This window comes from Agromyces cavernae (assembly GCF_021044935.1).
Classification (GTDB): domain Bacteria; phylum Actinomycetota; class Actinomycetes; order Actinomycetales; family Microbacteriaceae; genus Agromyces; species Agromyces cavernae.
The window spans coordinates 723,164-749,581 of sequence record NZ_JAJNMP010000001.1 but is presented as its reverse complement, the minus strand read 5'-3'; the positions used below and the strand labels follow the sequence as shown (position 1 = coordinate 749,581).

The window sequence follows — 26,418 nt, the reverse complement described above, 5'->3', positions numbered from 1 at the left end:
TCGACCGAAGCCGATCTCACCACCGCCGGTGGTCGCTCCCGGATCAGTCCATCGCGAAGAGCCTGACCACGAGTGTGCCGCCTAGCCCTGCCGGGTCTCGGTGACTTCGACCGACAGCCAGTCGCGCGTGCCCTGCGAGTCCGTCGCGATCAACCGCGCGGTGTAGGAGCCGGGCTGTGCGTAGGTGTGCGTCGCCGCAGCACCCTCAGCCGTCGTCCCATCGCCGAAGTCCCAGACGAGCGAGGTGATCTCGCGACCGTCGGGCGCGATCGCCGACCCGTCGAAGCTGAACGACAGCGGGTTCGCAGCGTCAGCCGTCGCCGACGCGGAGACGACGGGCGCCGTCGCGTTCGCGACCCCTCGACCATCGAAGGTCAGCGTGTCGAGCTCCACCGACGAGTCCGAGCCGTTCGCGTTCGAGAACACGAGGAAGAGCTCGTTGGAACCGGGCGCCGCGTCGAGCTCCAGCGTCGGCGAGACGCGCGTGCCTGCCGCCGCGTCGACGACGACCGATCCCAGCGATGCCCCGGTCGGGCTGCCGACGCGGACGTCGATCGTGGTGGCCACGCTACCCGCGGTCGCACCGAACGTCAGCCGGTCGATGCCGCGGAGGTCGAGCGGACCGTACGACATCCAGTCGCCGTTGCCGATCCCTGTCACGACGCGTCCGCCGCGTGCGTTCGCACGGTCGACGACCTGCACGCCCTGCGAGTTCGTGGTGAACTCCGCGTCCTTGTCGCGTACCTGCAGGCGGATCAGCTGCTGGCCGGCCAACGGGATCGCTCCGAGGTCTTCGTAGCCCGCGCCGAGCGCCGGGTAGACGTTCTGGCCCGGCCCGTGATCGGCGGGATCGAGGAAGATCGCTCCCTCGCAGCCCTCGTAATTGTCGAGCGGGTGGGCGTGGGTGTCATGACCGAGCTGGGTGTTGACGGTGACGCGAGTGCAGTCGATCGTCCCGTCGGCCGTCGACCCGTCCTCGGCGTCGCTCACGTTCACGCGGTAGTCGAGCGTGTCGCCGAGTTCGGCGAACCCGCCGTCGACCGGTGCGTCGAAGCTCACGACCGGGCGCGTGTTGCCCGCCGTCACCTGGAAGGTCGTCACACCGAACGCGCCATCCGGGTCCCGCACGGTCAGCCGGGCACGGAACTGTCCCTCGTTCTCATACGTGAAGGTCGGTTCGGCGTCGGTCGAGTCGACCGTGCCGTCACCGTCGAGGTCCCATTCGTAGGTGAGCGCCAGACCATCGGGGCTGTGGCTCTCCTCGCCCGAGAAGTTCACCACGAGCGGCGTGGACCCCGACTCGACGTCCGCTGAGATCTGCGCCACCGGTCGGCGGCCGTTCTCGGTGTAGTCGATCCGGTAGATTCCGGCATTGGTGTTGGTGCTCCCACGGCCGGCGCCGCGACCCCTGCCGAAGTCGATGACGTACAGCGATCCGTCGGGTCCGAACTCCGCCTCGAATGGGGAGACGAAGGTCTGATCCTCGAGGAACGGGTCGATGTGCGTGACCTTGTTCTTCGGCTCGTCGACGGTGAGCACCTTGTAGAAGTTGCGCGAGTACTCGGAGACGATCCACTTGCCGTCGAACTCCTCGGGGAACTTCGTCTTGGACGGGTTCTCGGGGTCGAATCGGTAGACGGGGCCCGCCATGGGTGCGGCACCGCCCGAGGCCAGCTCGGGCCACTCCGCGGACACGCCGTATCCGTAGGCGACCTGCGGCTTCACGGCCTTCGGGAGCTTCGTCAGACCCGTGTTGTTCGGCGAGTCGTTCACCGGCTTGTCGCAGTCGAACAACGCACCCGACGTCCCGGTCGCGAAGTCGTAGTCGACATAGGGCTCGTTGTAGCCGTGGCAGTAGGGCCAGCCGTGGTTGCCGGGCTTGTCCATGCGGATGTACTCGACCATGCCCACCGGGCCGCGAAGCGGGTTCGCCGTTCGCGCGTCGGGGCCGTAGTCGCCGACCAGGACCGCGTTCGTCTCAGGGTCGACGGTGATCCGGAACGGGTTGCGGAATCCCATGCCGTAGATCTCCGCCCTCGTGCCCGGCCGGCCCTCCCCGAAGAGGTTTCCATCGGGGATCGTGTAGGTGCCGTCATCCTGGGGGGTGATGCGCAGCACCTTGCCGCGCAGGTCGTTGGTGTTGGCCGACGTGGCCTGCGCGTCGAACGCGCGACGACCGTCGCGCTCGTCGATCGGGGTGAACCCGCTCTGCTCGAAGGGGTCGGTGTTGTCTCCGGTGGCGACGTAGAGGTTGCCGTCGGGTCCCATGGCCAGCGAACCGCCCATGTGCGAGTTCGCGCGGCCTTCTCCGCGCCAGATGGTGAAGTCCAGAAGCCGCTTCTCGCTCGCGCGATCGATGGTGTCGTCGGGCCCGACGGTGAACCGTGAGAGATTCATCTTGAACTCGACGGGGTCGCTCCAGAGCAGGTAGATCCAGCCGTTCTCGACGAAGTCGTTGTCGAGCGTCATCCCCAGCAGTCCGTCGGACTGGGTGAGCAGGCTCAGCGGGTAGTCGAGATCGAGCGCCGTCGTGAGCCCGAGCGTCTCCTGGTCGAGGATCTGCACCTCACCGGTGCGCTGGATGTAGATCACCCGGCCGTCGTCGGCGACGTCGAGTTCGAACGGATCGGCGAGACCGTCGGTCTTCAGCGGGACCTTGTCGAAGCTTTCCGCAGCGGGAAGGTCGGAGTGACCCGGGTGCGCGTTGGCGGCGACCGGAGTCAGCCCGAACACCGCGAGACCGGCTACGGCGGCGGTGGCGAGCGTCACCCGCTTGCGCCTGTGTGTATTGCCGTTCAGATACATCAACACTCCCTCGTGTAGCAGCGGAATACAGAAACAACAGCGCCGCCCGGCAGCTCGAAACGAGGCGTCTCGAGGGCTGCCGGCCGACGCCCCTGCACCATAACCGGGGCTTGCTCGACGGCTCCAGAACTTGCCAAGCCTTGCCTCGGATCGCGCTGCGGAGCCCTCCGAGGCCGTGCGCGCACCGCGATTCGGTGAGTGGATGGAAGAATGAAGCCGATGTCCGAGAACGGAACGATGCGGCGGGGCCGCCCCGGCTACGACCAGCAGGGGATCCTCGACGTGGCCGTCGCCGCCTTCAACCAGTTCGGCTACGACGCGACGTCGATGGGGGTGCTCGCCGACCGGCTCGGGCTCTCGAAGTCGGCGATCTACCACCACTTCGCCTCGAAGGACGAGATCCTCGACCGCGCGCTCGACGCGGCGCTCGGCGCCCTCGAAGGCGTGCTGCGCGAAGCGGATGCCGCGACCGGGCCCGCCGCCGACCGCCTCGACCTCGTGCTGCGGGGCGCGGTGCACGTGCTCGTCGACAAGCTGCCCTACGTCACGCTGCTGCTGCGCGTGCGTGGCAACACCGAGGTCGAGCGGCGCGCACTCGCCCGCCGGCGCGCCTTCGACAAGGCCGTGACGGCGCTCGTCTCCGAGGCACAGACCGAGGGGTCGCTGCGCGGCGACATCGACGCGAGCGTCGTGTCGCGCCTCGCCTTCGGCATGATCAACTCGATCGTCGAGTGGTACCGGCCCGGCGGCCGTGAAGACGCCGATCGGCTCGCAGCCGACGTCGTCGCCGTCGCGCTCGACGGGCTGCGCACGCCCGCCTCGAATCGGGTGCAGGAGTTGCTCGGCTGAGACCAGGCGCGGCATCCTCGACTCACGGGTGCCGAGAACGCCCGAGACGAAGGGGGAACGTCATGATCGAACCGCTCGAGTACCTGCCCGCGGGCGTGATCGGATTCAGAGCCGTCGGCACGGTCGAGGCATCCGACTACCGCGACGTGCTCGACCCGGCCATCGACGCCGCGGTCGCCGGCCCTGACAGCGTCAACCTCGTCTTCGTGATGGGCGACGAGTTCGACCACGTCTCCTTCCCGGCGATGCTCGAGGACGCGAAGCTGATCCGCGTCCCCCACGAGGCGTGGGGGCGCGCGGCGTTCGTCACGAACCACGACGTGCTCGGCGCCGTCGCGACCGCGTTCGGCGGCCTCGTGCCGGGCGAGTTCCGCGTGTTCCCGCTCGAGAAGCAGGGCGAGGCGGTCGCCTGGGTCGCCGAGGGCGCCCGGTTGCACACGCGCTGACACCGTCCGCAGTCGGATGACCCGGGGTCCGAGTCATCCGCGGGCGCCCGTCGCGCGGCCGCGTCTCACCCGCCGTACGGCGTCTTCGGCCAGGTGATCTCCGAGAGCTTCGCCTGGCCGGCCACGCTCGGGTGGAAGTAGTCGAGGGTCGAGATGTGACTCGACGTGAAGGCGAAGGTCGCGACGACATTGCCGTCGAAGCGGCAGTTCGCGAAGGCCGCGCAGGCGCGCGCCAGAGCCGCGTTGTACTCGTTCACGCGTTGCTGCACGGCGTCGCGGCGCGTCGTGTCGGCGACTCTCGTGCTGGTGGGGTTGGCGAGCATCGACTGGCAGATCTTCGCCAGGCCCTAGATCAGTCGGGCGCTCGACTTGCCCTTGCTGAGCTCCCACATGCGCTTGAGGTTCGGGATCGACGCGACGAACACCGCAGCCGTCGGCAACCCGGTCGTGAGTTGCGTGAGGGCGGCGTTCACGTTCGCCTCGAACGTCGCGGTGGGGGTCATCTCCGACACCGTGCGCGTGCACGCGTCATTGGCGCCGATCTGCACCGTCACGTAGCCCACGCCCTGGGTCACGGCACGCTGCGCCTGCGCGGCGAGGCCGGCGGACTTCGCGGTCGAGACGGAGTCGTTGTACGTCACGAGCGTCGTCGCCCCGGCCGCTCGCAGGCGGCTCGCGTGCGAGTTCACCGAGGTCGCGGTACCGGTCGACCAGCTGTACTGGGGGCAGTCCCGGTAGCCGCAGGTGTCCATCGCCTGCGTGATCGAGTCGCCGATCGCGGCCATCGATGCGGGTGGCGGGGCGGGGGCGGCCTGCGCGGGAGCGGTGATGCCGAACGTCGCGATCAGTGCGATCGCGACGCCGACGGCGAGGGACATTCGACGGTGCGCGGATTCCACGATGCATCCTTCGATCGAAGCTGCGGTTGTGGGCGTCGGGCACAGGTCGGATGGATCGGGGCTCCTGCATCGGCGAGGCGACATGTCGTGCCGCTCGCCGGCCTGAGCCGCAGGGTACTGCCGGGCCGAGGCCCGGCACAAGGTTCCCGAACGGGGGGTGGGCGCCGGGCGCGGCTCACGCGGGCCGGGCGACCGCGGGGCCCTTCGCCCCGGCCGAGGGGCGCGACATCCGCTCGCTCGACTCACCCCATGCGCGACCCGAACGGGCCTCGGCACGCCGTTCGAGGGCGATGCGGCGCCGCTCGAGCCGCTGCGTCAGGCGCGCCTCATCGGCCGCTCGCAGGTGCGGGAAGGTGACTTCTGAGATCAACATGGCTGCTCCGGTTCGTCTCGTCCTGCACTCGAGACTCCTCCCTAAGGCGGCCGGCCGGCATCGGGCAGATGTCGTATTCCGTGGCGACGCGCGCGACTCAGCCCTCTGTCGCCGCGAGCGCCTCGGCCGGCTGCCCGGTCTTCGCGGCCGTGATGCGGCCGCGAAGCGTCAGCATGAGCAGCACGAACCCGGCCGTGATGATGATGTGGCCGAGGCCTGCGATACCCGCGATCATGCCGCCCGCCTGCTCACCGAGCACCGTGAGCGAACCGTGCCAGACCATCATCGCCGAGGTCAGCAGCACCCCCGCGTTGTAGACCCAGAAGAACCACCCGAACAGCGGGCTCGCCGACAGCGTGAAGACCTTCTCGAGTGCGAGCACGATGAGCAGCACGAGGAATCCGAGGGCGAGCAGATGCGTGTGCGCGACTGCGAGCTGCGTGGACTCCCCGGCAGGGAAGTCGCCTGCCTTCGTGAACTCGCGGTAGAACAGCCCCGCGCCGAGTCCCAGCACGAGATACACGGATGCCGCGGCGAACAGTCGATTCATGACATGATCCTTTCGTCGCGTCGAGCCTGTCTCACGCGCCCGTCGGCCGCATCAACCGAACGTTCGAGATGGGAATGAGCGGATGTCCCAAGCTGCTGTACCTCGTGTGAAGAAGCGCATCGGGTTCCTCTCGTTCGGCCACTGGCATCCGTCGCCCGAATCGGCGACGCGCACGGGCGCCGACGCCCTCGTGCAGTCCATCGAACTCGCGGTCGCCGCCGAGGAGCTCGGCATCGACGGCGCGTTCTACCGCGTGCACCACTTCGCCCGACAGCTCGCCTCGCCGTTCCCGTTGCTCGCCGCGATCGGCGCGCGCACGAGCCGCATCGAGATCGGCACCGGCGTCATCGACATGCGCTACGAGAACCCGCTCTACATGGCCGAAGAGGCCGCTGCGGCCGATCTCATCAGTGCCCACTCGGGCGGCGAGGGGCGTCTGCAGCTCGGCGTGAGCCGGGGCTCACCCGAACCGGCGCTGAACGGTGCGCACACCTTCGGGTTCGTGCCGCCCGAGGGGCAGACCGACGCCGACCTCGCGCGCGCCAAGACCGAGCTGTTCCGCGCCGCGATCACCGGCGCGGGCGTGGCGCCCGCCGATCCGAAGATGACCGGGTCGACCGGGCATCTGCCGATCCAGCCCCAGTCGCCCGGACTCGCCGACCGCATCTGGTGGGGCAGCGGCACGCGGGCGACCGCGCAGTGGACCGCCGAGCAGGGCATGAACCTCATGAGCTCGACCCTGCTCACCGAAGACACGGGCGTGCCGTTCGACGAGCTGCAGGCCGAGCAGATCCAGCTCTACCGCGAGGCATGGTCCGAGGCGGGCTGGGAGCGCACTCCGCGCATCTCGGTATCGCGCAGCGTCATTCCGCTCGTCACCGACCAGGACCGCGAGATCTTCGGCCCGCGTATGGCCGATGACACCAGGGACCAGGTCGGGTTCCTCGACGGAGGGCTCGCCCGCTTCGGCAAGAGCTACATCGGCGAGCCCGATGCGATCGCCGCCGAGCTCGCGCGGGATGCCGCGGTCGCGGCATCCGATACCCTCATCGTCACCGTGCCGAACCAGCTCGGCGTCGACTACAACACGCACCTGCTCGCCTCGATCGCCGAGCACGTGGGCCCGGCGATCGGCTGGGAGCCGGCATCGTCGGTCGAGTAGGCGCGCCGGCGCCGTATCGAGACCCCGTCCGCCCAGCCGCCTGTCGGTGGCGTCGGCAAGGGTAGGGGCATGACGCTCGCCGCACCGCCCGCCGATACCCGCGACGCCGCGCTCGCCGCGCTGCGCGACCTCGTCGGGCGCGACGACGCCGAGTTCCATGATGGGCAGTACGAGGCGATCGCGGCGCTCGTCGACGGGCGCCGCCGTACGCTCGTCGTGCAGCGCACCGGCTGGGGCAAGTCGGCCGTGTACTTCGTGGCGACGCTGCTGCTGCGCCGGCAGGGCGCCGGACCGACCGTGCTCGTCTCGCCGCTGCTCGCCCTCATGCGTGACCAGATCGCGGCCGCCGAGCGTGCGGGAGTGCGGGCCGTGGCGATCAATTCGACGAACCCGCACGAGTGGGCCGACGTGCTGGCACGACTCGACCGCGACGACGTCGACGTGCTGCTCGTCTCGCCCGAGCGCCTCAACAACCCGTCGTTCCGCGAGCAGCAACTGCCCTCGCTCGTGCGTCGCATCGGCATGCTCGTGGTCGACGAGGCGCATTGCATCAGCGATTGGGGCCACGACTTCCGCCCCGACTATCGCCGCCTGCGCGAGCTCATCGCGCGGATGCCGCCCGGGGTGCCGGTGCTCGCGACGACCGCGACGGCGAACAGCAGGGTGGTTGAAGACGTGGCCGAGCAACTCGGCGGCGAGGCATCCGAGGGCGCCGGCAGCGGGGCATCCGATCGCTTCACCGGCGACGCCGGGGTCCTCACGATCCGCGGGGCGCTGGCCCGCACCTCGCTGCGGCTCGGCGTGCTGCGCTTACCCGACTCCAAGGCGCGCCTCGGTTGGCTGCTGAGCCACCTCGGCGACCTGCCGGGTTCGGGCATCATCTATGCGCTGACCGTGTCGGCGGCCGAGAACACCGCCCGCCTGCTCCGCGAAGCGGGGCACGAGGTGCGCGCCTACACCGGCCAGACGCCCACCGAAGAGCGCGAGGAGTCCGAGGGGCTGCTCAAGCGCAACGAGGTCAAGGCACTCGTGGCGACGAGTGCGCTCGGCATGGGGTTCGACAAGCCCGACCTCGGCTTCGTGCTGCACCTCGGCGCCCCCTCGTCGCCGGTGGCCTACTACCAGCAGGTCGGGCGTGCAGGCCGCGCAACCGAGAACGCCGATGTGCTGCTCCTGCCCGGCACCGAGGATCCCGACATCTGGCGGTATTTCGCGACCGCCTCGATGCCCGACCGCGAGCGTGCCGAGCGCGTCATCGACGCACTCGAGCTCGAGCGCCCGACGTCGACCCCCGCGCTCGAGGCCCTCGTCGACATCCGGCGCACGCCCCTCGAGCTGCTGCTCAAGGTGCTCGATGTCGACGGGGCCGTTCGGCGCGTGCAGGGCGGCTGGGTCGCCACCGGCGAGCCGTGGGTCTACGACGCCGAGCGCTATGAGCGCATCGCGGCGGCGCGCATCGCCGAGCAGCAGCACATGATCGACTACGAGCGCACCGACGGCTGCCGCATGGAGTTCCTGCAGCGTTCGCTCGACGACGCGACGGCGGCTCCCTGCGGCCGTTGCGACAACTGCGCAGGTGCCTGGTACCCCACGGATGTCGCGGCCGAAGCCGCCGCAACAGCCTCGGGCGCCCTCGACCGGGTGGGTGCTCCCGTCGAGCCGCGGGCGCAGTGGCCGACCGGCGTCGACCGGCTCGGCGTGAGCGTGAAGGGGCGGATCCCCGCTGACGAGCGACCCGCCGAGGGGCGTGCGCTCGCCCGACTCACCGACCTCGGCTGGGGCAACGCCCTGCGTGAGATCTTCGCGCCCGGCGCCGCCGATGTCCCAGTATCGCCGGCAGTGCTCGCCGCGTGCGTGCGCGTGCTGGCCGACTGGCGCTGGGATGAGCGGCCCGTTGCGATTGTGGCGATGCCGTCGCGCTCGCGGCCCATGCTCGTCGATTCGCTCGCCCGGGGCCTCGCCGACGTCGGGCGACTGCCCTACCTCGGGGCGATGGTGACCGACGACGACAGGCCCCGCGGGGAGCCCGGCGGCAACAGCGCCTACCGCCTCGCCCAGGTGTGGGGCCGGTTCTCGGCCGACGGGCTCGATCTGCCCGACGGTCCGGTGCTGCTCGTCGACGACCTCGCGGACAGCCGCTGGACCCTCACGGTCGCTGCGCGCGAGTTGCGCCGGGCAGGTGCAACCGACGTGCTCCCGTTCGTGCTCGCACTGCGCGGGTGACTTGAGGTTTCCTCGCGATTTGTTCCCGGCGCCGCGCTCCCAGGTGTAACCTGCGGAGTGGCGTGAGAGACCCCTACGGCGCGACGCACGTCCTGCGACGACCCTGACCACGTCGCTGGATGCGCCGAGGATGGAAACCCGATTCCGCCCGTCGCCCCGCAGAGGCCGTCCGGCCACCCGGCCGGACGAAACTGCGAACCCCGGAGGCGAAAATGCCCCACCACACGAAACACTTCGTTGCACGTGCCCTGATTGCCGCAGCCGCGACGCTCGGCATCGTGTTCGTTCAGGCCGCACCGGCATCGGCCACCGTGCACGAGATCGTGGCCCAATGGTGCTCCGGCAAGGGAGAGCTCGCCCCACCCGGGATCACCGGTGGCAGCAAGGCGAACAATTTCGCGAAGCCGCTCTTCGCCTCCGGGTTCATCTCAGAGGACCTCGTCCCGTTCACCGGGGATGCAGGGCCCGGGTTGCTCATCGAGTTCAACTACGACAATCCGAACTCGAAGGTCGTCGGAACCGGCGTATTCGTCGTCATCGACCCCTCCGGCCCGATCTACCTCGAACTGATCGAGCCCGACCCCAACTTCCCGGCCTTCAAGGCCTGCCCGAAGTTGGCGACCGGCTGACTGGTCTGCGCCCGACGCACGTCAACGCCCACGCACGTCAGCGCGAGGCGGTCGCCGGCGCGAGCTCCTTCGCCACGAGCGTGAGCACGTCGTAGGTCGCCACGATCTCGTCGTCCTGGTTCTTCAGCACGGCGTCCCAGCGCACCTCGCCGTACTCGTCGGTCTCGCGAGGGGTGATCTGCTTGGCGGTGAGCTCGACGCGGATCGAGTCGCCGGGCGACACCGGGGTGATGAAGCGCAGGTTCTCGAGGCCGTAGTTCGCGAGGACCGGACCGGGCGCGGCATCGACGAACAAGCCGGCCGCCCACGAGACGAGCAGGTAGCCGTGCGCGACGCGACCGGGGAAGAACGGGTTCGCGGCGGCGGCCTCCTCGTCCATGTGCGCGTAGAACGTGTCGCCCGTGAACCCGGCGAACGTCTCGATGTCGTCGAGGGTCACGGTGCGCGCGGCGCTCACCACCTGGTCACCGAGGCGCAGTTCGGCGAGCGACTTGCGGAACGGGTGCGGCTCGCCCACCGCGGCATGCGGCCGAGCGGATGCCCCGGCGTGCCACACACCGGTGAGCGCCGTGAGCATCTCGGGCGAACCCTGCACGGCGGTGCGCTGCATGTGATGCAGCACCGCGCGGATGCCGCCGAGCTCCTCACCGCCGCCGGCCCGGCCCGGCCCGCCGTGCACGAGGTTCGGCAGCGGCGACCCGTGACCCGTCGAAGAGCGGGCGTCGTCGCGGTCGAGGAAGAGCACGCGGCCGTTGTAGGCGGAGATGCCGGCCGCGAGTTCCACCGCGACCTGCGGGTCGTGCGTCGCCACGCTCGTGACGAGCGATCCTCCGCCGCGCGCGACGAGCGCGGTCGCATCGGCGAGCGAGTCGTACCCGATGATCGACGCGACCGGGCCGAACGCCTCGACCTCGTGCAGGGCGGGGCTCGAGGCGTCGGCGAAGCGCAGCAGCATCGGTGCGACGAACGCGCCGTCGGCGGCGGCGCCGGTCGATCCGTCGGCGAGGGTCACGGCCGGGACATCCGTCGACCCGATCACGAGCTCGCCACCTGCCTGCTGCAGCCGCCCGACCTGGCGCAGCACCTCGTCGCGCTGCACGGTCGAGGCGAGCGGGCCCATCGTGACACCCTCGGCGCGCGGGTCGCCGACGACGACGCGTTCGGCGATGCGGGCGCGCACCGCGTCGATCACGGCGTCGACGGATGCCTCGGGCACGATCGCTCGGCGGATCGCGGTGCACTTCTGGCCGGCCTTGGTGGTCATCTCGACGACGAGCTGCTTCACGTAGGCGTCGAACTCGGGGGTGCCGGCGACCGCATCCGTGCCGAGCACGCTCGCGTTGATCGAGTCGGTCTCACTCGTGAACCGCACCCCGCCGGTCTGCACGGAGTCGTTCGCGCGCAATCTCTCGGCTGTGGAAGCGGAGCCGGTGAACGCCACGAGGTCGCCGAGCCTCAGGTGGTCGAACAGGTCGGGCACACTGCCCGACACGAGCTGCAGCGATCCCTCGGGCAGCAGCCCCGACTCGACGAGGATGCGCACCATCGCCTCGGCGAGGTAGCCCGTCGGCGTCGCGGGCTTCACGACCGTGGGGACGCCGGCGAGGAACGCGGGTGCGAGCTTCTCGAGCGACCCCCACACCGGGAAGTTGAACGCGTTGATCTGCACGGCCACGCCGGGCAGGCGGGTGTAGATATGCCGTCCGAGGAATGAGCCGTCCTTCGAGAGGTTCTCGACGGCGCCGTCGACATAGACCTTGGCATTGGGCATCTCACGGCGGCCCTTGCCCGAGTAGGTGAAGAGCACGCCGATGCCGCCGTCGATGTCGACCCACGAGTCCTGCTTGGTCGCACCGGTGCGGCTCGACAGCTCGTACAGTTCGGCCTTGCGCTCGGTGAGGGCCAGGGCCATCTGCTTGAGCAGCACCGCCCGCTGGTGGAACGTCAGCGCGCCGAGGCTCGCCTGCCCCACCGTGCGGGCGTACTCGAGCGCGGCGCCGAGGTCGAGTCCCTCGGTCGACACCAGGGCGATCACCTCGCCCGTGGACGCGTCGCGCACCTCGGTCGCGCTTGCTGCGGCCGCCGCATCCGGCGCCCACCACTGCCCGTTCACGTAGCTCGGGAGGATCTCGGTCATCTGGGTTCCCTTCATTGCGCGTCCCATGTGTAGAAGCCCTCGCCGGTCTTGCGACCGAGCCTGCCCTCGGCGACCATGCGGCGCAGCAGTGCGGGCGGCGCGAACCGCTCGCCGAGCGTCGAGGCGAGGTACTCGGCGATGCCGAGCCGAACGTCGAGTCCGACGATGTCGGTGAGCCGCAGCGGCCCGACCGGATGCTTGTACCCGAGCGTCATCGCCGCGTCGATGTCCTCGGCCGACGCGACGCCGTCTTCGAGCATGCGGATCGCCTCGAGCCCGAGCGCGACTCCCAGCCGCGACGACGCGAATCCGGGAGCGTCGGCGACGACGATGGGCGTCTTGCCGATCGCCCGCACCCACTCGCGCGCGTCGTCGACGAGCGAAGCGGCGGAAGCCCCGCCCCGCACGATCTCGACGAGCGTCGACGCGGGCACGGGGTTGAAGAAGTGCATCCCGAGGAACCGGTCGGGGCGATCGAGCAGGGCGGCGAGCTGGTCGATCGAGATCGACGAGGTGTTCGAGGCGAGCGCCGCGCCGGGCGCGAGCACCGACTCGACGCGCGTGAGGGCGTCGATCTTCAGCTCGAGGTCTTCGGGCACGGCCTCGACCACGAGGTCGCAGCGGGCGAAGTCGCTGACGGCCGTGCTCGTCGCGAAGCGAGAGGCGAGCGTCACGGCGTCGTCGTCGGCGGTGCCGCGCGCGATCGACGCCTCGACCGACTCCCGTACCCGCGTCGCCGCGGCGCCGGCAGCGGCGGCGTCCCGCTCGACGACGGTGACCCGCGATCCGGCGAGCAGGAACGCGTGCGCGATGCCCGCGCCCATGCGCCCGCCGCCGAGCACGCCGACGTCTGCCGGGGCGCCGGTCGCGGGTCTCGAGACGCGTCCTCCTTCGTCGGGCGCTCCTCGACCGACGGGGTGCTCGCTCACTTCTGCTTCCTCTCGAGGAACTCGGTCATGCGCCGCATCTTCTCGGGGCTCTCGAACAGCACGGCCTGCTCGTCGAGGTCGACGGCGGGGTGCGCGGCTCGCGGCGCCCGCATCACGCGCTTGGTCGCGATCGTCGCGGCGCGGTCGTTGCGGCCGATGCGATCGGCGATGGCGTGCGCGGCGGGCAGCAGTTCGTCGGCGGGGTGCAGTTCGCTCACGAGCCCGATCTCGTGCGCCTCGGCGGCTCCGATGGTGCGCCCGGTGAGCAGCAGTTCGGCCGCGCGGGCCTCGCCGACGATCTCGCGCAGCCGCCAGCTCGCTCCGGCGGCGGCGATGATCCCGAGCCCGGGCTCGGGGTTCCCGATCTTGAGCGCGGGCGTGGCGATGCGGATGTCGGCCGCGTACGCGAGCTCGGCGCCGCCGCCGAGCGCGTATCCGTCGAGGGCGGCGATGACGGGCATCGGCAGTTCGGCCACGCGAATGAACGCCTGTGCGTTGATGCCTCGGCGCGCGTCATCCGCTCGCCGTTCGCGCAACTGGGCGATGTCGGCACCCGACGCGAAGACGCCGCCCGCGCCCGTGAGGATGAGCGTGCGCGGGATCGCCTCGAGTTCGGCGCACAGCACGTGCAGCGCGTCGATCGTGGCCTGGTCGATCGCGTTGCGCACGGCGGGCCGGTTGAGGGTCGCCACGACGCGGTCGTCGCGCCGCTCGACGAGCAGCTGGGTCTCGCCCATCACACGCGCTCCACGATGAGCGCCGTGCCGTGACGAGCGCAGCCCGACGCCGACGCACATGGTCGCTGGCCGCCCATCACACGCGCTCCACGATGAGCGCCGTGCCCTGGCCGACGCCGACGCACATGGTCGCCAGGCCGTAGCGCGACTGCTCGCGTTCCATGCGTCCGAGCAGGGTCACGACGAGTCGCGATCCGGACGAGCCGAGCGGATGTCCCAGCGCGATCGCTCCCCCGTCGGCGTTCACCCGTTCGGGGTCGAGCCCGAGGCGGCGCATCGACGCGATCGATTGGGTGGCGAACGCCTCGTTGAGCTCGACCGAGCCGATGTCGTCGAGGTCGATGCCTGCGCGCTCGAGCGCCTTCTCGCTGGCGGGCACGGGCCCGAGTCCCATGATCTCGGGAGCGAGCCCGGCCGACGAACCGACGACGACGCGGGCGCGCGGTGTGAGCCCGTAGCGCTCGACGGCGGCGGCGCTCGCGACGAGGATCGCCGAGGCGCCGTCGTTCAGTGCGCTCGAGTTGCCGGCGGTGACGACGGATCCGCCGTGCACGACCGGACGCAGCCCGGCGAGCACCTCGAGCGTGGTCTCGGGCCGCGGCCCCTCGTCGACGAGCACCTCGCCGCGATGGGTCGGCACCCCCACGATCTCGGCCTCGAAACGGCCCCCCGCGATCGCGGCGACCGCCTTCTGCTGCGAGCGCAGCGCGAACGCGTCGGCCTCGTCTCGTGTGATGCCGTCGACGCGGGCGACCTCTTCGGCGGTCTCGGGCATCGAGAACGTCGCCTTGTCGCGGGCGACGAGCTTCGGGTTGGGGAACCGCCAGCCGATCGACGTGTCGAACGCCGCACCCGGGCGCCCCCACGCCTTCTCGGGTTTCGCCTGCACCCAGGGGGCACGGGTCATCGACTCGACGCCGCCGGCGATGATGAGGTCGGCGTCACCGGCGCGGATCGCCTGGGCGGCCATCGTGATCGCCGACATGCCCGACGCGCAGAGCCGGTTCACGGTGATGCCGGGCACCTCGTCGGGCAGCCCGGCGAGCAGCACCGACATGCGCGCGACGTTGCGGTTGTCTTCGCCGGCCTGGTTGGCGCCGCCGAGGATGACCTCGTCGATCGCCCCGAGCTCACCGGCCTGGTCGAGCCCGGTGCGCCGCACCAGTTCGCCCACGACGAGGGCGGCGAGGTCGTCGGGCCGCACGCCCGCGAGCGCGCCGCCGTAGCGCCCGACCGGGGTGCGCACTCCGCTCACGAGGTAGGCCTCTGCCATGGTTCTCACTCCTGACCGCACTGTCTGTGGAACGCTGCTCCCAGCGTAGGCAGGAGTCCGCGGCATCCGCACGGTCGAAATTCCTGACCGACCGTTCAGGTAGTAATTATGGCAAACGGATGTCCCGTGCGCCACCCGGCGGCCGCGAGCTCAGCGATCGGGCGCCGCGCCGATGCGGTGCCGGAACGCGTAGGCCGCCGCCTCGGTGCGGGAGTCCGCGCCGATCTTGGCGTAGATGTTCGACAGGTGACGGGCGACCGTCTTCTCGCTCAGCGTGAGCGCACGCGCCACATCACGATTCGACCTCCCGGTGGCCACGAGCGCGAGCACCTCGACTTCGCGTGCGGTGAGGCCATCGGGCGGAAGGTCGAAGGACCGCCACCCCGGTCGGACTGAGGCCGGGATGCCGAGTCGGTCGAACCCCGCAGCGGCGGCCTCGAGCTCGATCGACGCGGCATCGTCATCACCGAGTCCCCGGTAGGCCTCGGCGAGCAGCACGCGCGCCGTGGCGCCATCGTAGACGGCGCCGACCGCGCGCCATCCGGCGCACGCCTCGCGCAGCGACGGGAGCGCTGCGTCGAAGCGGTCGCGTCCGAGCTCGACGCGGCCCCGCGCCGTTCGCGCCTCGTTCACGAATCCCGGCGTTCCGTAGCCTTCGGCCATCGCCTCGAGGAACGCGCACGCTTCGTCGGCCTCGGCGAGCTCACCGGCGGCGAGGGCGATCTGGACGTGCGCCGCCTGCAATGGCACGCAGGCGAGGGGGTCACCCGCTGCGGCGACGATCGCCGCACGGATGCCGGTGAGCGCGAGGTCGTCGCGTCCTTCCGCCAGGCGCAGCAACGCCATGCCCGGTTGGGGGTCCCTGCCCGCGCCGTGCGCTTCGAGGTACGCCGCCCTCGCCGCACGATGGTCGCCGCGCAGGCGAGCGAGGTCGCCGAGTTGGTAGTGACCCTCGGCCGCCGTGTCGGGTGCGATGGCGTCGAGTTCGACACAGACCTGCTGCGCCTCCACTGCGGCCCGGTCCCACGAGCCGAGCGCCTGCAGCACCTGCGAGCGGTGCACGCGGCAGATTCCGCGGAAGAGCACGGCCGACGGGATCGTCTCGAGCCACGATTCCGTCGCCTCGGTCCAACCCTTCGCGCGGTCGAGCTCACCGATCTCGTACCAGGCCGTCATGAGGTGGCAGTACACGTTGCCGGCCCACTCGGGCATCATCTCGTCGTGCAGCACGGTCAGCATCGCCTCGTCGAGCAGCCCCAGGGCCTCACCGACGCGGCCGCGTTTCAGGAGGATGCGCCCCTCGGCCACCGAGCCCGCGGCGACGAGGTTGAAATCACCGAACCGCCGCCCCTGCACGTGGAGGTCGCGAGCCGCGGCGACGAGCGCCTCGAACTCGGCGTCGGCGAGCGCGCCCGCCGTGTCGATACGGGTCTCCACGTCAGCGACGTAGCGCAGGTAGTGGTGTTCCACCGTGTCGGGTCGCTCCTCGACGAGGCGCACGGCGCGTCGCATCCAGCCGGATCCCAGCGTGTCGTCGCCGCGGAGCAGCAGGTTCATCGCCACCCACATGGCCGACATCGCCGCCTTGGTCGCATCGTCGGCCTGGAGGAACCGTCGGTACGCCGCTTCGCCGGCATCGATCGAGCGGTCGACCTCACCGAGCCACCAGGCGGCATTCGCGAGCGTGTACAGGTCGTCGGCCGACAGGTCACCGCCCACGCGGGCCTGCTCGAGCCCGTCGACCGCGGCACGCCAGTCACGGCGTTCGTACGCGCGACGTGCGGACTCGATCCCGCCCTGCTGCGACCCCGATCGGGGTTCGACCGTCACACCACCATGGTTCCACGTTCGCTCGAGCGGCGCGCGGATCAGCCCTCACCGGGCTCCACAGTCGGCATCGACGGAGTGGGAAAGGGGCCGTACAACACCCACGCGCCGGAGCTGCATTGATAGAAGGCCACAGTCGCGGTGTCGATATAGACATCGCCGTCGGCCGTGCAGGTGTCGTTCTGCGGCGCGCCGACACCGAGGTTCAGCTGCGTGCCCGGGGCTCCGGGCGCTCCGGGAGCGCCGGTCTCACCCGTCGCACCGGTCGCACCCGTGGCACCCGTCGCACCGGTCGCACCAGGTGCACCGGCTGCGCCGGTCGCGCCGGTGAGGTTCTCGGCCGCCTCGGCACGGATGTTGCCGGCGAGCGTCCAATCCCCATCCCGGAACAGGTACACGTCGGATGTCGAGATGTCGATGTACACCTCGCCGTCGTACCCCTTGCCAGATTCCGGAACCCCGGTTCCGGCACGAACCGCGGCGCCGGCGGGAAGGATCTCCTCGATCGCCTCCTCGTACGCTGCCCGGTCGTCCTCGTCGATCGTCGGCGCCGGGGCCGGTGTCGCGACGGCGGCACTGGGTTCAGCCGACCCCGCGAGCGTCGAGCCGAGGAACGCCGCGACGAATGACAGCACGACGATCCCGATGCCGAACCAGATGAGCATCGTCCGGCTCACGGTCGCGGGTTGCGCGGCTGCTGCCTCGGCCGCCGATGGCGCCGGCGAAGCCTCGGGCGCTGAGCCTGCCGGGTTGCGATCGTCGCTCATCTCGCGGACCTCCACGTCTCGCGCTCGATTCGAACCGTGACCGCACGGCGATGACGGCGCGTCGCGCTCAGGGTACCCGCACGCACTCGGCCCACCGATACGCCACGCAGCGGTTGCAAACGTCACACCCTCGTAACGCCCCGGTCACGGGCGGCGCATACCGTCCTTGCATGGGGCAGGCGGCACGCACGACCGGCGACGTGGCTGGGGCATCCGTATGATCGGGCGCGTCGACCCGTTCATCGGAACCGCGGTCACCGACCTTCCGTCTCCCACCGGGCTCGCGGCCGGCTGGTGGTGGCCGAAACCGCAGGTGGGAAACACGCACCCCGGTGCGACGCATCCGTTCGGCATGGTGTCGGCGTGTGCGTACTCGGGCGCATATCCCACCGGGTACGGCAGCTATGACCTCTCGACCGAGGGTGTGCCCGAGACGATCCACGACCGACCGCTCGCGTCGGGGTTCACGCACTTCCAGCAGTCGGGCACGGGCGCGATCCGCAAGTACTACAACTACTTCAGGGTGACTCCGATGACGCTGGCGCTCGACGAGCTCGGCCGCACCTGGGACCTCGTCGACGAGGAGGCGAGGCCCGGGTATTACGCCGCGACCCTGCGCGACGACGCCGACCCGGGCATCGGCGACGCGGGCATCCGAGCCGAGATCACGGTCGGGCCGAAGAGCGCGGTGCATCGCTACACGTTCCCCCGTCACCGGAACGCCCGCATCGTGATCGACTTCTCGCTCGGCGGCCTCGCGATCCCGTTCGGGTCGACCATTCCGCTGCGCGCTCACCTGCAGTCGATCTCCCCCGGTGTCGCGCAGGGCGAGATCGTCGTCGAGGGTGCGCCGCTCGCGGTGCACGTGGAGTGCGATGCCCCGCAGTGGCGGCAGATGCTCTGGTACGACCGGCGGCTCATGCCGGGCGGCACCCGCCTCGACTTCGATCACATCCGCCCGACGACGCTGCGGAGCTTCGGGCTCATGTGGGCGGGCCCGGCCGAGCCCGGGCAGTCGATCGAGCTGCGCTTCGGATTCTCGCTGCGCGGCGTCGAGCAGGCGCGCGCGAACCTCGTCGCCGACTGCGGCATCGGCCCGGCGCGGTTCGGCCGGCGCCGCGACCGCACAGCGAAAGCGTGGAAGAAGCACCTGCAGGCGATCCGCGTCGACACGCCGTCGACGGACCGGCAGACCGTGTTCTCGACCGCGCTCTACCACTCGCTCATCAAGCCGTGCCTCGCGCCCGACGAGAGTCCGTTCTGGCCGACCGGCGGGCCGTTCGTGTTCGACCTCTCGACGATGTGGGACATCTACCGCACCCAGCTCCCGCTGCTCACGACGCTCGCGCCCGACCGCGCCGTCGAACTCGCGAACGCCCTGCTCACCATCTGCGAGGAGGAGGGCAACTTTCCGATCGGCTATCGCATGGCGCGTGGCAGCGACCGGTTCTCGCGGCAGGGCAGTGCGCTCGCGCAGACGTTCCTCGCCGATCTCTGCCAGCTCGGCGTCGAGGGCATCGACTGGGACTGGGCGCTCGTGCACATGCACAACGACCTGCGCCGCACCTACGGCGAAGACTTCCTGCTGCACGGCGAGGCGCACCCCATCAGCCACACGCTCGATGTCGCGTTCGGATACTGGTGCACCGCGAAGGTCGCCCGTCGCGTCGGGGACCGTGCGCTCGCAGAAGAGTTCGAGGCGCTGGCGGGGCGTTGGGTGAACGCGTTCGACGGGTCATCCGGGCTGCTCAAGGATTCGACGTTCTACGAGGGCGGCAAGTGGAACTACTCGTTCCGACTGCTGCATGACATGGCCGGGCGCATCGCCCTCGCGGGCGGCGACGACGCGTTCGTCAGCCTGCTCGACCGGTTCTTCGGGTTCGGCGCGCCGCCCGTGCGTCAGCCCGGCGTGCGACCGGATGCCCCGGAGATGGCCGCGGGCTACGCCCTCGGCCGGTTCGAGGGCCTGAACAACGAGCCCGACATGGAGGCGCCCTGGGCGTACTACTACGCGGGCCGACCCGACCGCACCGCCGAGATCGTGCACGCGGCGATCCAGCAGCAGTTCGGCACGGGGCGCGGCGGGCTGCCCGGCAACGACGACTCGGGCGGGCTGAGCTCGTGGTACGTGTGGGCCTCGCTCGGGCTGTTCCCGGTGGCCGGACAGAACCTGTTCCTCATCGGCACGCCCTCGTTCGCCGAGTCGCGCATCCGCGTGCTCGGCGGCGATGCGATCACGATCGAGACCCGCGGCTTCGTCGAACCGCGGCGCGACGGCCCGCCGCAGTTCGTGCAGTCGGTCGAGTTCAACGGTGCCCCGCTCGCACGAACGTGGTTGCGGGGCAACGAGGTGCACCACGGCGGCAGCCTGCTCATCGAGCTCGGGCCCGAACCGAGCGACTGGGGAACGCTCGAGCGACCACCGTCGGCCGGGACATCCGTCACCTGAACCGGCGGCACTCCACGACCGCCTCCCGAAACCGGACCGCACCAAAGGGGGACACCATGAACAGGCCGACCAGACTCGTCATCATCGTGCGAGCCGATCCCGTGATCTGCGGGCACTCGGTCGAGGCGCGCAACCTCGCCGAGACCGCGCTCGAACGCGGCTTCACGGATGTGCGCATCGTCACGTGGCCCGTCGAGCGGCTCGAGACAGCAGGGCTGCCGCTCAAACCGCTCGACCGCGTGCTGCCGTACAGCCCGGGTATCACGGTCGAGCGACCCGAGCCTGTCGGCGACTACAAGGTGCCCGACGGGCGCTACCTCGCGGGCATCGTCGGCCGGCTCGTCGAGCTCTTCACCGACGGAGTCCCCACCGTGTGCCTCTCGCTGTACCTCAGCCCGCACACGGTCGCGGTCGCCGACGCGCTGCGCGTCGCGTGGAGTACCGGGCTACCGGTGAACGTCACGACGATCGCCGAGGCGGTCGGGTCGGATGTCACGAACGTCGTGCGCCAGGCCGTCGCCGAGGGACGATTCGGCGCCGCCGCCCATGTGCTGTCGAGCTACCTCGCGCAGGATCACTGCGTCGCCGTCTCGCAGTACACGCGCGAGCTGATCGTGGAATCGGCCGCCGAGGTCGACGCGCTGCACGGTACGAGCTTCGCCGCGCAGTGCCGCGCCCGAGTGGGCATCTCGTATCCTGCGATCGATTCGACGCCGTACCTCGACCTCGACGAAGCCGAGGTCGATCGGGTGCTCGCGGCGCGCGGGCTCGCACGCGGGTCGTATGTGCTGTTCCTCTCGCGGCTCGCACGGGCGAAGGGCGTCGACGACCTCATCCGCGGGTTCGAGCGCAGCGGCGCACGCGCCGGGCACCGGCTCGTGATCGTCGGCCGCGGGCCTGAGGAGGCCGAATTGCGCGCGCAGGCCGCCGAATCGGATGCCGCATCGCTCATCGATTTCCTCGATGACGTGGGCGACGCCGAGAAGCCCTACCTCATGGCGGGGTGCGCGGCCTTCGTGCTGCCGAGCAAGCCGCGGCCGGAGTTCGTCGAGACGTTCGGCATCGCGATCGCCGAGCAGATGCTCGCGGGCGGTGGGCCCGTGATCACGTGCGACACCGGCGGCATCGGCGAGGCCGCGGGCGGACACGCCAGCATGATCCCGGTCGACGACCCCGATGCGATCGCGCGGGCGATCGACGAGGCCGTGGCGATGCCGGCCGACGAGGTGCGAGCCCTCGCCGAGCGCGCTCGCGCACACGCACTGCAGTTCGATCGGGCCGCCGTGTTCGACCGCATGTTCGCGCGCGTGCTGCCGGAGCCGGCTGTCGTCGGGGGCTGAGGTCTCGGGCGGAGATCCTCGGGGATCGGGCAACCTCGGGGCGCGGCGCCCTCACCCTCGCCCTCGCCGGGCGTTACAGCTGCACCGCTCGTCGGGCGCAGTCGACTCAGACGGCACGATGCGACTCAGTCGGCACGGGTCGGTTCAGACGGCGCGGGCGACTCAGTCGGCGCGCTTGGCTCAGGCGGCGCACATGGCTCAGGCGGCGCGGGTGCCGGCCAGCTCGAACCTCGCTCTTCCGCCCAGGCGGGGCGTGCGGGCGGGATCGATGTGCGGCGGCGGGATGAACCACACCGAATCTCGAGTGGCGCGAATGCCCCAGTTCTCGCGATGCATGCGGTGATGACAGAACGAACAGAGCAGCACCCCGTTGGCGAGGTCGGTCGGGCCGGCGTCGCGCTCCCACCAGCGGATGTGGTGCGCCTCGACATATCCGATGTTCTGGCCGCATGACGCGCACCCGCCGTCGCGCTCGCCGAGTGCGAGACGTTGCGCCTTGGTGAAGAGCCGTGCTGCCCGCCCGAGGTCGAGCGGCATGCGTTCGCCGCCGAGGACGACGGGGATGACTTCGGCGTCGGCGGCCAACCGTCTCGCGGTCGATGCGGCGATCGGCTGGTCGAGACCGTCGATCGCAGCGTGCCCGACGCCGTCGACGAGCGTTTCGAGGTTCATGCGTACGATGACCGTGGTCTTCGCGAGCGGCGTCGAGGTCTGCGTGCAGCCGAGCGCATGCCGTGCCAGTGCAGCGAGCGCGTCGGCCTGGAGCTGGGGGATCGTGCGGTCGTCGTCGATCACGGGCCCAGCACACCCAGAACCATCACGCACGTAACCGTCACGCACGAACGCGTCGAAGGCGTCGCCGGTCTCGGCGCCCGGACTCACGCTCGCCACCGCTGCGTCGGCACCCGGCACCCGTTCGCGACGGCGCAGCACATCGCTCACGAGGGCTTCGATCGCCGCCTTGATCGGGGCACCGGTCTCTGGGTCGAGACGAGCCCGCAGGTGCAGCATGCCGCCGGATTCGAACATCGTCAGCGATCGTTGACCCCTGAGCACGTCTTCTCGTGGTTCAACACCGTCTTGGTCGAGTCGAGCCTCTGCCTCGCGTACTCCGCGGACGACGAGCTCGAGCGGTGCGACGACCGCCAGTTCGACCAACGCGGTCTCGGTGATATCGGCGAGCGCCGGATCTGCGCGGACACCCACGCGGTCGAGCATCGAGGTGATCGCGGCCGCGGCCTCGGTGCTGATCGCAGCGGCTGCGAGCGCGGTAGCGACGTGCGGATGTGCGGACGGTCGATATTCGCCGGTGAACGACTGCCGCTCCGCGGTGGCGGCCCCCACAGCGATGAGCCGGGACGCCTCACCGCGCGACCCACCGGTCGATGCCGCGAGCAGTCGGGCGGCGTTGTGGAACCCCTGCTTCTTCGCCAGGCCGGTGTCGCCGAACTCGGGGCCGGACCGCCGGGCAACCTCGTTGCCGACCCTCACGAGCAGCGCATCGGCGTCGCGACGTACGCGGGCGATCAGGTCGGTCACCGCGACGAGGCCCGAATCGCTCATCTGCTCGAGCTCGACCTGCGCACCGCCGGGAAGCGCGCCGAAGGCGGGCATCGCGTCGCCCCACGCCGCACGCAGCGCGTCGAGATCGCGCTCGAGCGGTTGCAGCGGGTGCGGGGGCGGTTCTTCCATGACTCCATCCTGCACCGACCCACTGACATTGAAGCGCGTCGGAAATCAACCCTGAACAGCCAAAAATTCCTGTGGAGAACTCCGCAGATCAGGCACCTGTGGAGGACGAGTCACCTCGGCATCGAAGGCAGTACTGCCAGAAGGCAGTGCCGGCAGAGGGCGGTACTGGCAACGGGCCGCAACGGCAGACGGCGTACCGGCGGGCAGTGCCGCCAGCAGGCCGTCCCGGCAGGCGATCGAACGGCGAAGGCCCGCGTCCGGGAGGACGCGGGCCTTCGTATTCGAGCGAGCGGATGCCTCAGCTGGCGAGTTCCTCGTCAGCATCGGTGTCGTCAGCGTTGACCTCGACGACCTCGACCTCGGTTGCCTCGACCTCTACCTCAGCGACCTCGGCCTCGACGGCCGCGAGGTCGCCCTCGAGCTCGCCGAGCAGGTCGTCGCCGAGGCGCACGTCGACGAAGTCGACGTCGATCTCGGCACGGTCGAGCAGGTCGTTCATGCGACGCTGACGGTTGCGCGGGATGAGCGTGACGACGCGGCCCTGCTTTCCGGCGCGGCCGGTGCGGCCCGAACGGTGCAGGTAGGTCTTGTACTCGTCGGGTGCGTCTGCCTGGATCACGAGATCGATGTCGTCGACGTGGATGCCGCGCGCTGCGACATCCGTGGCCACCAGAACGTTCACGCGACCCGAGGTCAGCTGCTGCAGGTTGCGCGTCCGGCGCGACTGGTTGAGGTCGCCGTGCAGGGCGACGGCACGGATTCCGTAGTCCTCGAGGTGATCGGTGAGGTCTTCGGCGAACGCGCGGGTGCGGCTGAAGACGAGGGTCTTGCCGTCGCGGTTCGCGAGCTGGGCGACGATGTCGCGCTTGTCGCGGTTCTCGATGACGAACACGCGGTGGTCGATCGTCGACGAAGCCTGGTCTTCACCGGCGACCTCGTGCACGGCCGGGTCGACGAGGAACTCGTCGACGAGCATCGCGACGCCCTGGTCGAGCGTGGCCGAGAAGAGCAGCTTCTGTCCGCCCTCCGAGGTGCGGCGGATGATGCGCTGCACGGGCTCGAGGAATCCGAGGTCGCACATGTGGTCGGCCTCGTCGAGCACGGTCACGACGACCTCGCTGAGGTCGAGGCGGCCCTGCTCGATGAGGTCCTCGATGCGGCCCGGGGTGCCGATCACGATGTCGACGCCGCGCTGCAGCGCGCCGACCTGGCGACCCTGCGGCACGCCACCGTAGATCTGGGTGGTGAAGAGGCCGACGCTCTGCGCGATGGGCTGCACGGTGCGGTCGATCTGCAGGGCGAGCTCGCGCGTCGGGGCGAGGATGAGCGCACGGGGCTTGCGGCCCATCTGGCGCTTGCCGCCGGCCTTGCCGCTCTCGGCCCAGAGCGTCATGAGGCGCTCGACCGTGGGGGCGCCGAAGGCGATGGTCTTGCCCGAACCGGTCTTGCCGCGGCCGAGCACGTCGCGACCCTCGAGCACGACCGGGATGGTCGCGGCCTGGATGGGGAACGGATGCTCCGCACCGAGGTCGCGCAGGGCGCGCACCACGTTCGTGCCGAGCCCGAGGTCGGCGAAGGTCACACCCTCGACCGCGTCGGCCTGGATGGCCTCGGCCTCGAGGCGCTCGAGCACGACGTCGTCGGCCGGCCCGAAGCGCGACTCGGCGCTCTTCGCGGGGTAGAAGCTCGACGGGCGTCGCTCTGAGTCGCGGAAGCCGGGGCGATCGAAGTCGCGACGGGGGGCACGGTCGTCGCGGTCGAACGAACGAGCCGGACGATCGAAACGGTCACTCCGGTCGAACGATCGCGCCGGGCGGTCGTCGCGGTCACGACGAGGGGCACGGTCGTCACGGTCGAACGAACGCGCCGGGCGATCGTTACGGTCGTTGCGATCGAAGGAGCGAGCCGGACGGTCGCTGCGATCGAACGAACGAGCGGGACGGTCGCCGTACTCGCGACGGGGTGCACGATCATCACGGTCGTACGAACGAGCCGGACGGTCATTGCGGTCATACGATCGCGCCGTACGGTCGTCGCGGTCGCGACGGGGTGCGCGATCGTCCCGGTCGTTGGAGCGCGCGGGGCGCTCGTCGCGGTCGAACCGACGCGGGGCACGGGCGTCACGGTCGAACGAACGCGCGGGGCGGTCCTCGCGGTAGTGCGGGCGCGCGGGGCGGTCGCCATACTCGCGGCGAGGGCCACGATCGTCACGGTCGAACGAACGCGATGCCCGATCGTTGCGGTCGCGGTCGCTGCGGTCGAAGGAACGGCCGCCTCGGTCATTGCGGTCGTACGAACGACCGCGCTCGCCACCGTCGCGCTGGGCGCGCTCCTCGCGTCCGGCGCGGTCGGCGCGGTGGGGGCTGCGCCCGGCAGCGACGCGCTCATCGCGCGACCAACGGGTCTTGGCCGGGGCATCCGCCTCTTCGGGGCGGTAGCCGCGGTGGCCGGCGCTGCGCGAACCCGGCTTCTTCGAGCTGCTCTTCGCATACGACGGATCGAAGTTGCGAGCGGGTCTCCCGCCCTGGGGCTTCTTGTTCTTGGGCATGGTGATGACTTCCTGGGTTGTACTTGAGTACATGGCAGCGCGGCTGCGAGCGCAGCACGCTGAGAACCCGGAACATCGTCGACCGGGGCCGTTCACATACGGTGACTATTCGAGGCCGACTGCCCCGAAACCGGCCCTTTGGACTCACAAACCCATCCGCACGACATGTGCGGTGTCCAGAACCGACTCGGCAACGATACCCGAAACGGGCTGGGAAAGCGCCGTGCACGCCGTGTAACTCCCCCGCAACATGCGCGACGTACGCTCGACCGGTGCCCGCGACATCCGTGACCATCTCCATCGAACCGCCCCGGCAACCCGAGGTCGAGCGCCTGCTCGACGGCAGCACCGCCTACGCGCAGAGCCTCTACCCGCCCGAGAGCAACTTCCTGCTCGACATCGCCACGCTCGAGCGCCCCGAGGTCGCCTTCTACGTCGCGCGCGACGGCGAGCGCGCAGTCGGCATCGCGGCCCTCGTGACCGAGACTGCCGCGACCGATTCCGACGAGCGAGCGGATGACCCGACCCCCGCCCGCGGCGAATTGAAGCGCATGTTCGTGGATCCGGCCGCCCGTGGACGGGGCGTCGCCGCATCGCTGCTCACCCGCATCGAGGCCGACGCGGCCGCTCGCGGCATCGGCGAGATCGTGCTCGAGACCGGCGACCTGCACGACGCGGCGCAGGCGCTGTACACCCGACACGGCTACCGCGAGATCCCCCAGTTCGGCCAGTACGTCGGCGAGGCGCACTCGGTGTGCTTCGCGAAGGGCATCGCCTAGCGGG

21 protein-coding genes are annotated in these 26,418 nt (G+C 70.5%); 8 read left to right on the top strand and 13 right to left on the bottom strand.

The genetic code is table 11. The annotated features are described in order from the left end of the window. Nucleotides 1–81 precede the first annotated feature (81 nt). A complete protein-coding gene (locus LQ757_RS03450) occupies nt 82–2,769 on the bottom strand; it encodes a PKD domain-containing protein (protein ID WP_231045799.1) in 2,688 nt (895 codons plus the stop codon). A 255-nt stretch (nt 2,770–3,024) separates the two neighbouring features. Here LQ757_RS03450 and LQ757_RS03445 point away from each other — a divergent pair, with 255 nt between their 5' ends. Together LQ757_RS03445 and LQ757_RS03440 are read left to right on the top strand one after the other, a co-directional pair. Beyond that, nucleotides 3,025–3,654, top strand: a complete 630-nt coding sequence (locus tag LQ757_RS03445) for a TetR/AcrR family transcriptional regulator (RefSeq protein WP_231045798.1) — start codon at nt 3,025–3,027, stop codon at nt 3,652–3,654. Between the two features lie 62 nt (nt 3,655–3,716). Next, nucleotides 3,717–4,100 carry a SpoIIAA family protein gene (locus tag LQ757_RS03440; protein ID WP_231045797.1) on the top strand — a complete coding sequence of 128 codons (384 nt, stop codon included), beginning with the start codon at nt 3,717–3,719 and terminating at the stop codon, nt 4,098–4,100. 65 nt (nt 4,101–4,165) lie between these two features. Here the strand turns inward: LQ757_RS03440 and LQ757_RS03435 are convergent, their stop codons facing one another. The 4 genes from LQ757_RS03435 to LQ757_RS03420 all read right to left on the bottom strand — a co-directional run bounded on the left by LQ757_RS03435 (nt 4,166) and on the right by LQ757_RS03420 (nt 5,922). Beyond that, a complete protein-coding gene (locus tag LQ757_RS03435) occupies nt 4,166–4,423 on the bottom strand; it encodes a hypothetical protein (RefSeq protein WP_231045796.1) in 258 nt (85 codons plus the stop codon). A gap of 24 nt (nt 4,424–4,447) precedes the next feature. Further along, nucleotides 4,448–4,999, bottom strand: a complete 552-nt coding sequence (locus tag LQ757_RS03430) for an SGNH/GDSL hydrolase family protein (RefSeq protein ID WP_231045795.1) — start codon at nt 4,997–4,999, stop codon at nt 4,448–4,450. A 175-nt stretch (nt 5,000–5,174) separates the two neighbouring features. Beyond that, complete coding sequence (locus tag LQ757_RS03425) at nt 5,175–5,372, bottom strand: hypothetical protein (protein ID WP_231045794.1); 198 nt, start codon at nt 5,370–5,372, stop codon at nt 5,175–5,177. Between the two features lie 97 nt (nt 5,373–5,469). Then, nucleotides 5,470–5,922: a DUF2871 domain-containing protein gene (locus LQ757_RS03420; RefSeq protein ID WP_231045793.1), complete on the bottom strand. Its 453-nt coding sequence runs from the start codon at nt 5,920–5,922 to the stop codon at nt 5,470–5,472. Between the two features lie 82 nt (nt 5,923–6,004). Here LQ757_RS03420 and LQ757_RS03415 point away from each other — a divergent pair, with 82 nt between their 5' ends. The 3 genes from LQ757_RS03415 (at nt 6,005) to LQ757_RS03405 (ending at nt 9,936) form a co-directional block, all read left to right on the top strand. Next, nucleotides 6,005–7,084, top strand: coding sequence for an LLM class flavin-dependent oxidoreductase (locus LQ757_RS03415; protein ID WP_231045792.1), 1,080 nt, complete (start codon nt 6,005–6,007; stop codon nt 7,082–7,084). A gap of 69 nt (nt 7,085–7,153) precedes the next feature. Beyond that, the gene (locus LQ757_RS03410; protein WP_231045791.1) at nt 7,154–9,307 is read left to right on the top strand and encodes a RecQ family ATP-dependent DNA helicase; all 2,154 of its coding nucleotides are present in this window, start codon (nt 7,154–7,156) and stop codon (nt 9,305–9,307) included. Between the two features lie 212 nt (nt 9,308–9,519). Beyond that, nucleotides 9,520–9,936, top strand: a complete 417-nt coding sequence (locus LQ757_RS03405; protein WP_231045790.1) for a hypothetical protein — start codon at nt 9,520–9,522, stop codon at nt 9,934–9,936. Between the two features lie 37 nt (nt 9,937–9,973). On the opposite strand, the gene paaZ is transcribed toward LQ757_RS03405, so the two are convergent. The 6 genes from paaZ to LQ757_RS03375 all read right to left on the bottom strand — a co-directional run bounded on the left by paaZ (nt 9,974) and on the right by LQ757_RS03375 (nt 17,606). Next, the gene (paaZ, locus tag LQ757_RS03400) at nt 9,974–12,073 is read right to left on the bottom strand and encodes a phenylacetic acid degradation bifunctional protein PaaZ (protein WP_231045789.1); all 2,100 of its coding nucleotides are present in this window, start codon (nt 12,071–12,073) and stop codon (nt 9,974–9,976) included. Nucleotides 12,074–12,084: 11 nt separating this feature from the next. Further along, nucleotides 12,085–12,897 (bottom strand): 3-hydroxyacyl-CoA dehydrogenase family protein, encoded by an 813-nt coding sequence (locus LQ757_RS03395; protein ID WP_231046306.1) that lies wholly within the window; start codon nt 12,895–12,897, stop codon nt 12,085–12,087. Nucleotides 12,898–12,998: 101 nt separating this feature from the next. Continuing rightward, nucleotides 12,999–13,739: an enoyl-CoA hydratase/isomerase family protein gene (locus tag LQ757_RS03390; RefSeq protein WP_231045788.1), complete on the bottom strand. Its 741-nt coding sequence runs from the start codon at nt 13,737–13,739 to the stop codon at nt 12,999–13,001. 76 nt (nt 13,740–13,815) lie between these two features. Further along, a complete protein-coding gene (locus tag LQ757_RS03385; protein ID WP_231045787.1) occupies nt 13,816–15,012 on the bottom strand; it encodes an acetyl-CoA C-acyltransferase in 1,197 nt (398 codons plus the stop codon). A 150-nt stretch (nt 15,013–15,162) separates the two neighbouring features. Continuing rightward, nucleotides 15,163–16,842, bottom strand: a complete 1,680-nt coding sequence (locus tag LQ757_RS19340; RefSeq protein WP_231045786.1) for a helix-turn-helix domain-containing protein — start codon at nt 16,840–16,842, stop codon at nt 15,163–15,165. A gap of 38 nt (nt 16,843–16,880) precedes the next feature. Beyond that, nucleotides 16,881–17,606: a hypothetical protein gene (locus tag LQ757_RS03375; RefSeq protein ID WP_231045785.1), complete on the bottom strand. Its 726-nt coding sequence runs from the start codon at nt 17,604–17,606 to the stop codon at nt 16,881–16,883. A 217-nt stretch (nt 17,607–17,823) separates the two neighbouring features. Between LQ757_RS03375 and LQ757_RS03370 the strand changes: the two genes are divergently transcribed. Next, nucleotides 17,824–20,055, top strand: a complete 2,232-nt coding sequence (locus LQ757_RS03370; protein WP_231045784.1) for a glycoside hydrolase domain-containing protein — start codon at nt 17,824–17,826, stop codon at nt 20,053–20,055. Between the two features lie 56 nt (nt 20,056–20,111). Then, nucleotides 20,112–21,395 carry a glycosyltransferase gene (locus LQ757_RS03365; protein WP_231045783.1) on the top strand — a complete coding sequence of 428 codons (1,284 nt, stop codon included), beginning with the start codon at nt 20,112–20,114 and terminating at the stop codon, nt 21,393–21,395. A gap of 198 nt (nt 21,396–21,593) precedes the next feature. Here the strand turns inward: LQ757_RS03365 and LQ757_RS03360 are convergent, their stop codons facing one another. Both LQ757_RS03360 and LQ757_RS03355 read right to left on the bottom strand, forming a co-directional pair. Further along, a complete protein-coding gene (locus tag LQ757_RS03360; protein WP_231045782.1) occupies nt 21,594–23,087 on the bottom strand; it encodes an HNH endonuclease signature motif containing protein in 1,494 nt (497 codons plus the stop codon). Nucleotides 23,088–23,385: 298 nt separating this feature from the next. Beyond that, nucleotides 23,386–25,635, bottom strand: coding sequence for a DEAD/DEAH box helicase (locus tag LQ757_RS03355; protein ID WP_231045781.1), 2,250 nt, complete (start codon nt 25,633–25,635; stop codon nt 23,386–23,388). A 272-nt stretch (nt 25,636–25,907) separates the two neighbouring features. Here LQ757_RS03355 and LQ757_RS03350 point away from each other — a divergent pair, with 272 nt between their 5' ends. Beyond that, a complete protein-coding gene (locus LQ757_RS03350; RefSeq protein WP_231045780.1) occupies nt 25,908–26,414 on the top strand; it encodes a GNAT family N-acetyltransferase in 507 nt (168 codons plus the stop codon). Nucleotides 26,415–26,418: the final 4 nt, after the last annotated feature.

What these genes read in the sequence shown, in the direction of transcription:
- LQ757_RS03410 (WP_231045791.1), top strand. Translation starts at nt 7,154, where the DNA reads ATGACGCTCGCCGCACCGCCCGCCGATACCCGCGACGCCGCGCTCGCC.
- LQ757_RS03445 (WP_231045798.1), top strand. Translation starts at nt 3,025, where the DNA reads ATGTCCGAGAACGGAACGATGCGGCGGGGCCGCCCCGGCTACGACCAG.
- LQ757_RS03425 (WP_231045794.1), bottom strand. Translation starts at nt 5,372, where the DNA reads ATGTTGATCTCAGAAGTCACCTTCCCGCACCTGCGAGCGGCCGATGAG.
- LQ757_RS03360 (WP_231045782.1), bottom strand. Translation starts at nt 23,087, where the DNA reads ATGGAAGAACCGCCCCCGCACCCGCTGCAACCGCTCGAGCGCGATCTC.
- LQ757_RS03395 (WP_231046306.1), bottom strand. Translation starts at nt 12,897, where the DNA reads ATGGGCGCGGGCATCGCGCACGCGTTCCTGCTCGCCGGATCGCGGGTC.
- paaZ (WP_231045789.1), bottom strand. Translation starts at nt 12,073, where the DNA reads ATGACCGAGATCCTCCCGAGCTACGTGAACGGGCAGTGGTGGGCGCCG.
- LQ757_RS03375 (WP_231045785.1), bottom strand. Translation starts at nt 17,606, where the DNA reads ATGAGCGACGATCGCAACCCGGCAGGCTCAGCGCCCGAGGCTTCGCCG.
- LQ757_RS03435 (WP_231045796.1), bottom strand. Translation starts at nt 4,423, where the DNA reads ATGCTCGCCAACCCCACCAGCACGAGAGTCGCCGACACGACGCGCCGC.
- LQ757_RS03385 (WP_231045787.1), bottom strand. Translation starts at nt 15,012, where the DNA reads ATGGCAGAGGCCTACCTCGTGAGCGGAGTGCGCACCCCGGTCGGGCGC.
- LQ757_RS03405 (WP_231045790.1), top strand. Translation starts at nt 9,520, where the DNA reads ATGCCCCACCACACGAAACACTTCGTTGCACGTGCCCTGATTGCCGCA.
- LQ757_RS03390 (WP_231045788.1), bottom strand. Translation starts at nt 13,739, where the DNA reads ATGGGCGAGACCCAGCTGCTCGTCGAGCGGCGCGACGACCGCGTCGTG.
- LQ757_RS03365 (WP_231045783.1), top strand. Translation starts at nt 20,112, where the DNA reads ATGAACAGGCCGACCAGACTCGTCATCATCGTGCGAGCCGATCCCGTG.
- LQ757_RS03440 (WP_231045797.1), top strand. Translation starts at nt 3,717, where the DNA reads ATGATCGAACCGCTCGAGTACCTGCCCGCGGGCGTGATCGGATTCAGA.
- LQ757_RS03370 (WP_231045784.1), top strand. Translation starts at nt 17,824, where the DNA reads ATGATCGGGCGCGTCGACCCGTTCATCGGAACCGCGGTCACCGACCTT.
- LQ757_RS03415 (WP_231045792.1), top strand. Translation starts at nt 6,005, where the DNA reads ATGTCCCAAGCTGCTGTACCTCGTGTGAAGAAGCGCATCGGGTTCCTC.
- LQ757_RS03355 (WP_231045781.1), bottom strand. Translation starts at nt 25,635, where the DNA reads ATGCCCAAGAACAAGAAGCCCCAGGGCGGGAGACCCGCTCGCAACTTC.
- LQ757_RS03420 (WP_231045793.1), bottom strand. Translation starts at nt 5,922, where the DNA reads ATGAATCGACTGTTCGCCGCGGCATCCGTGTATCTCGTGCTGGGACTC.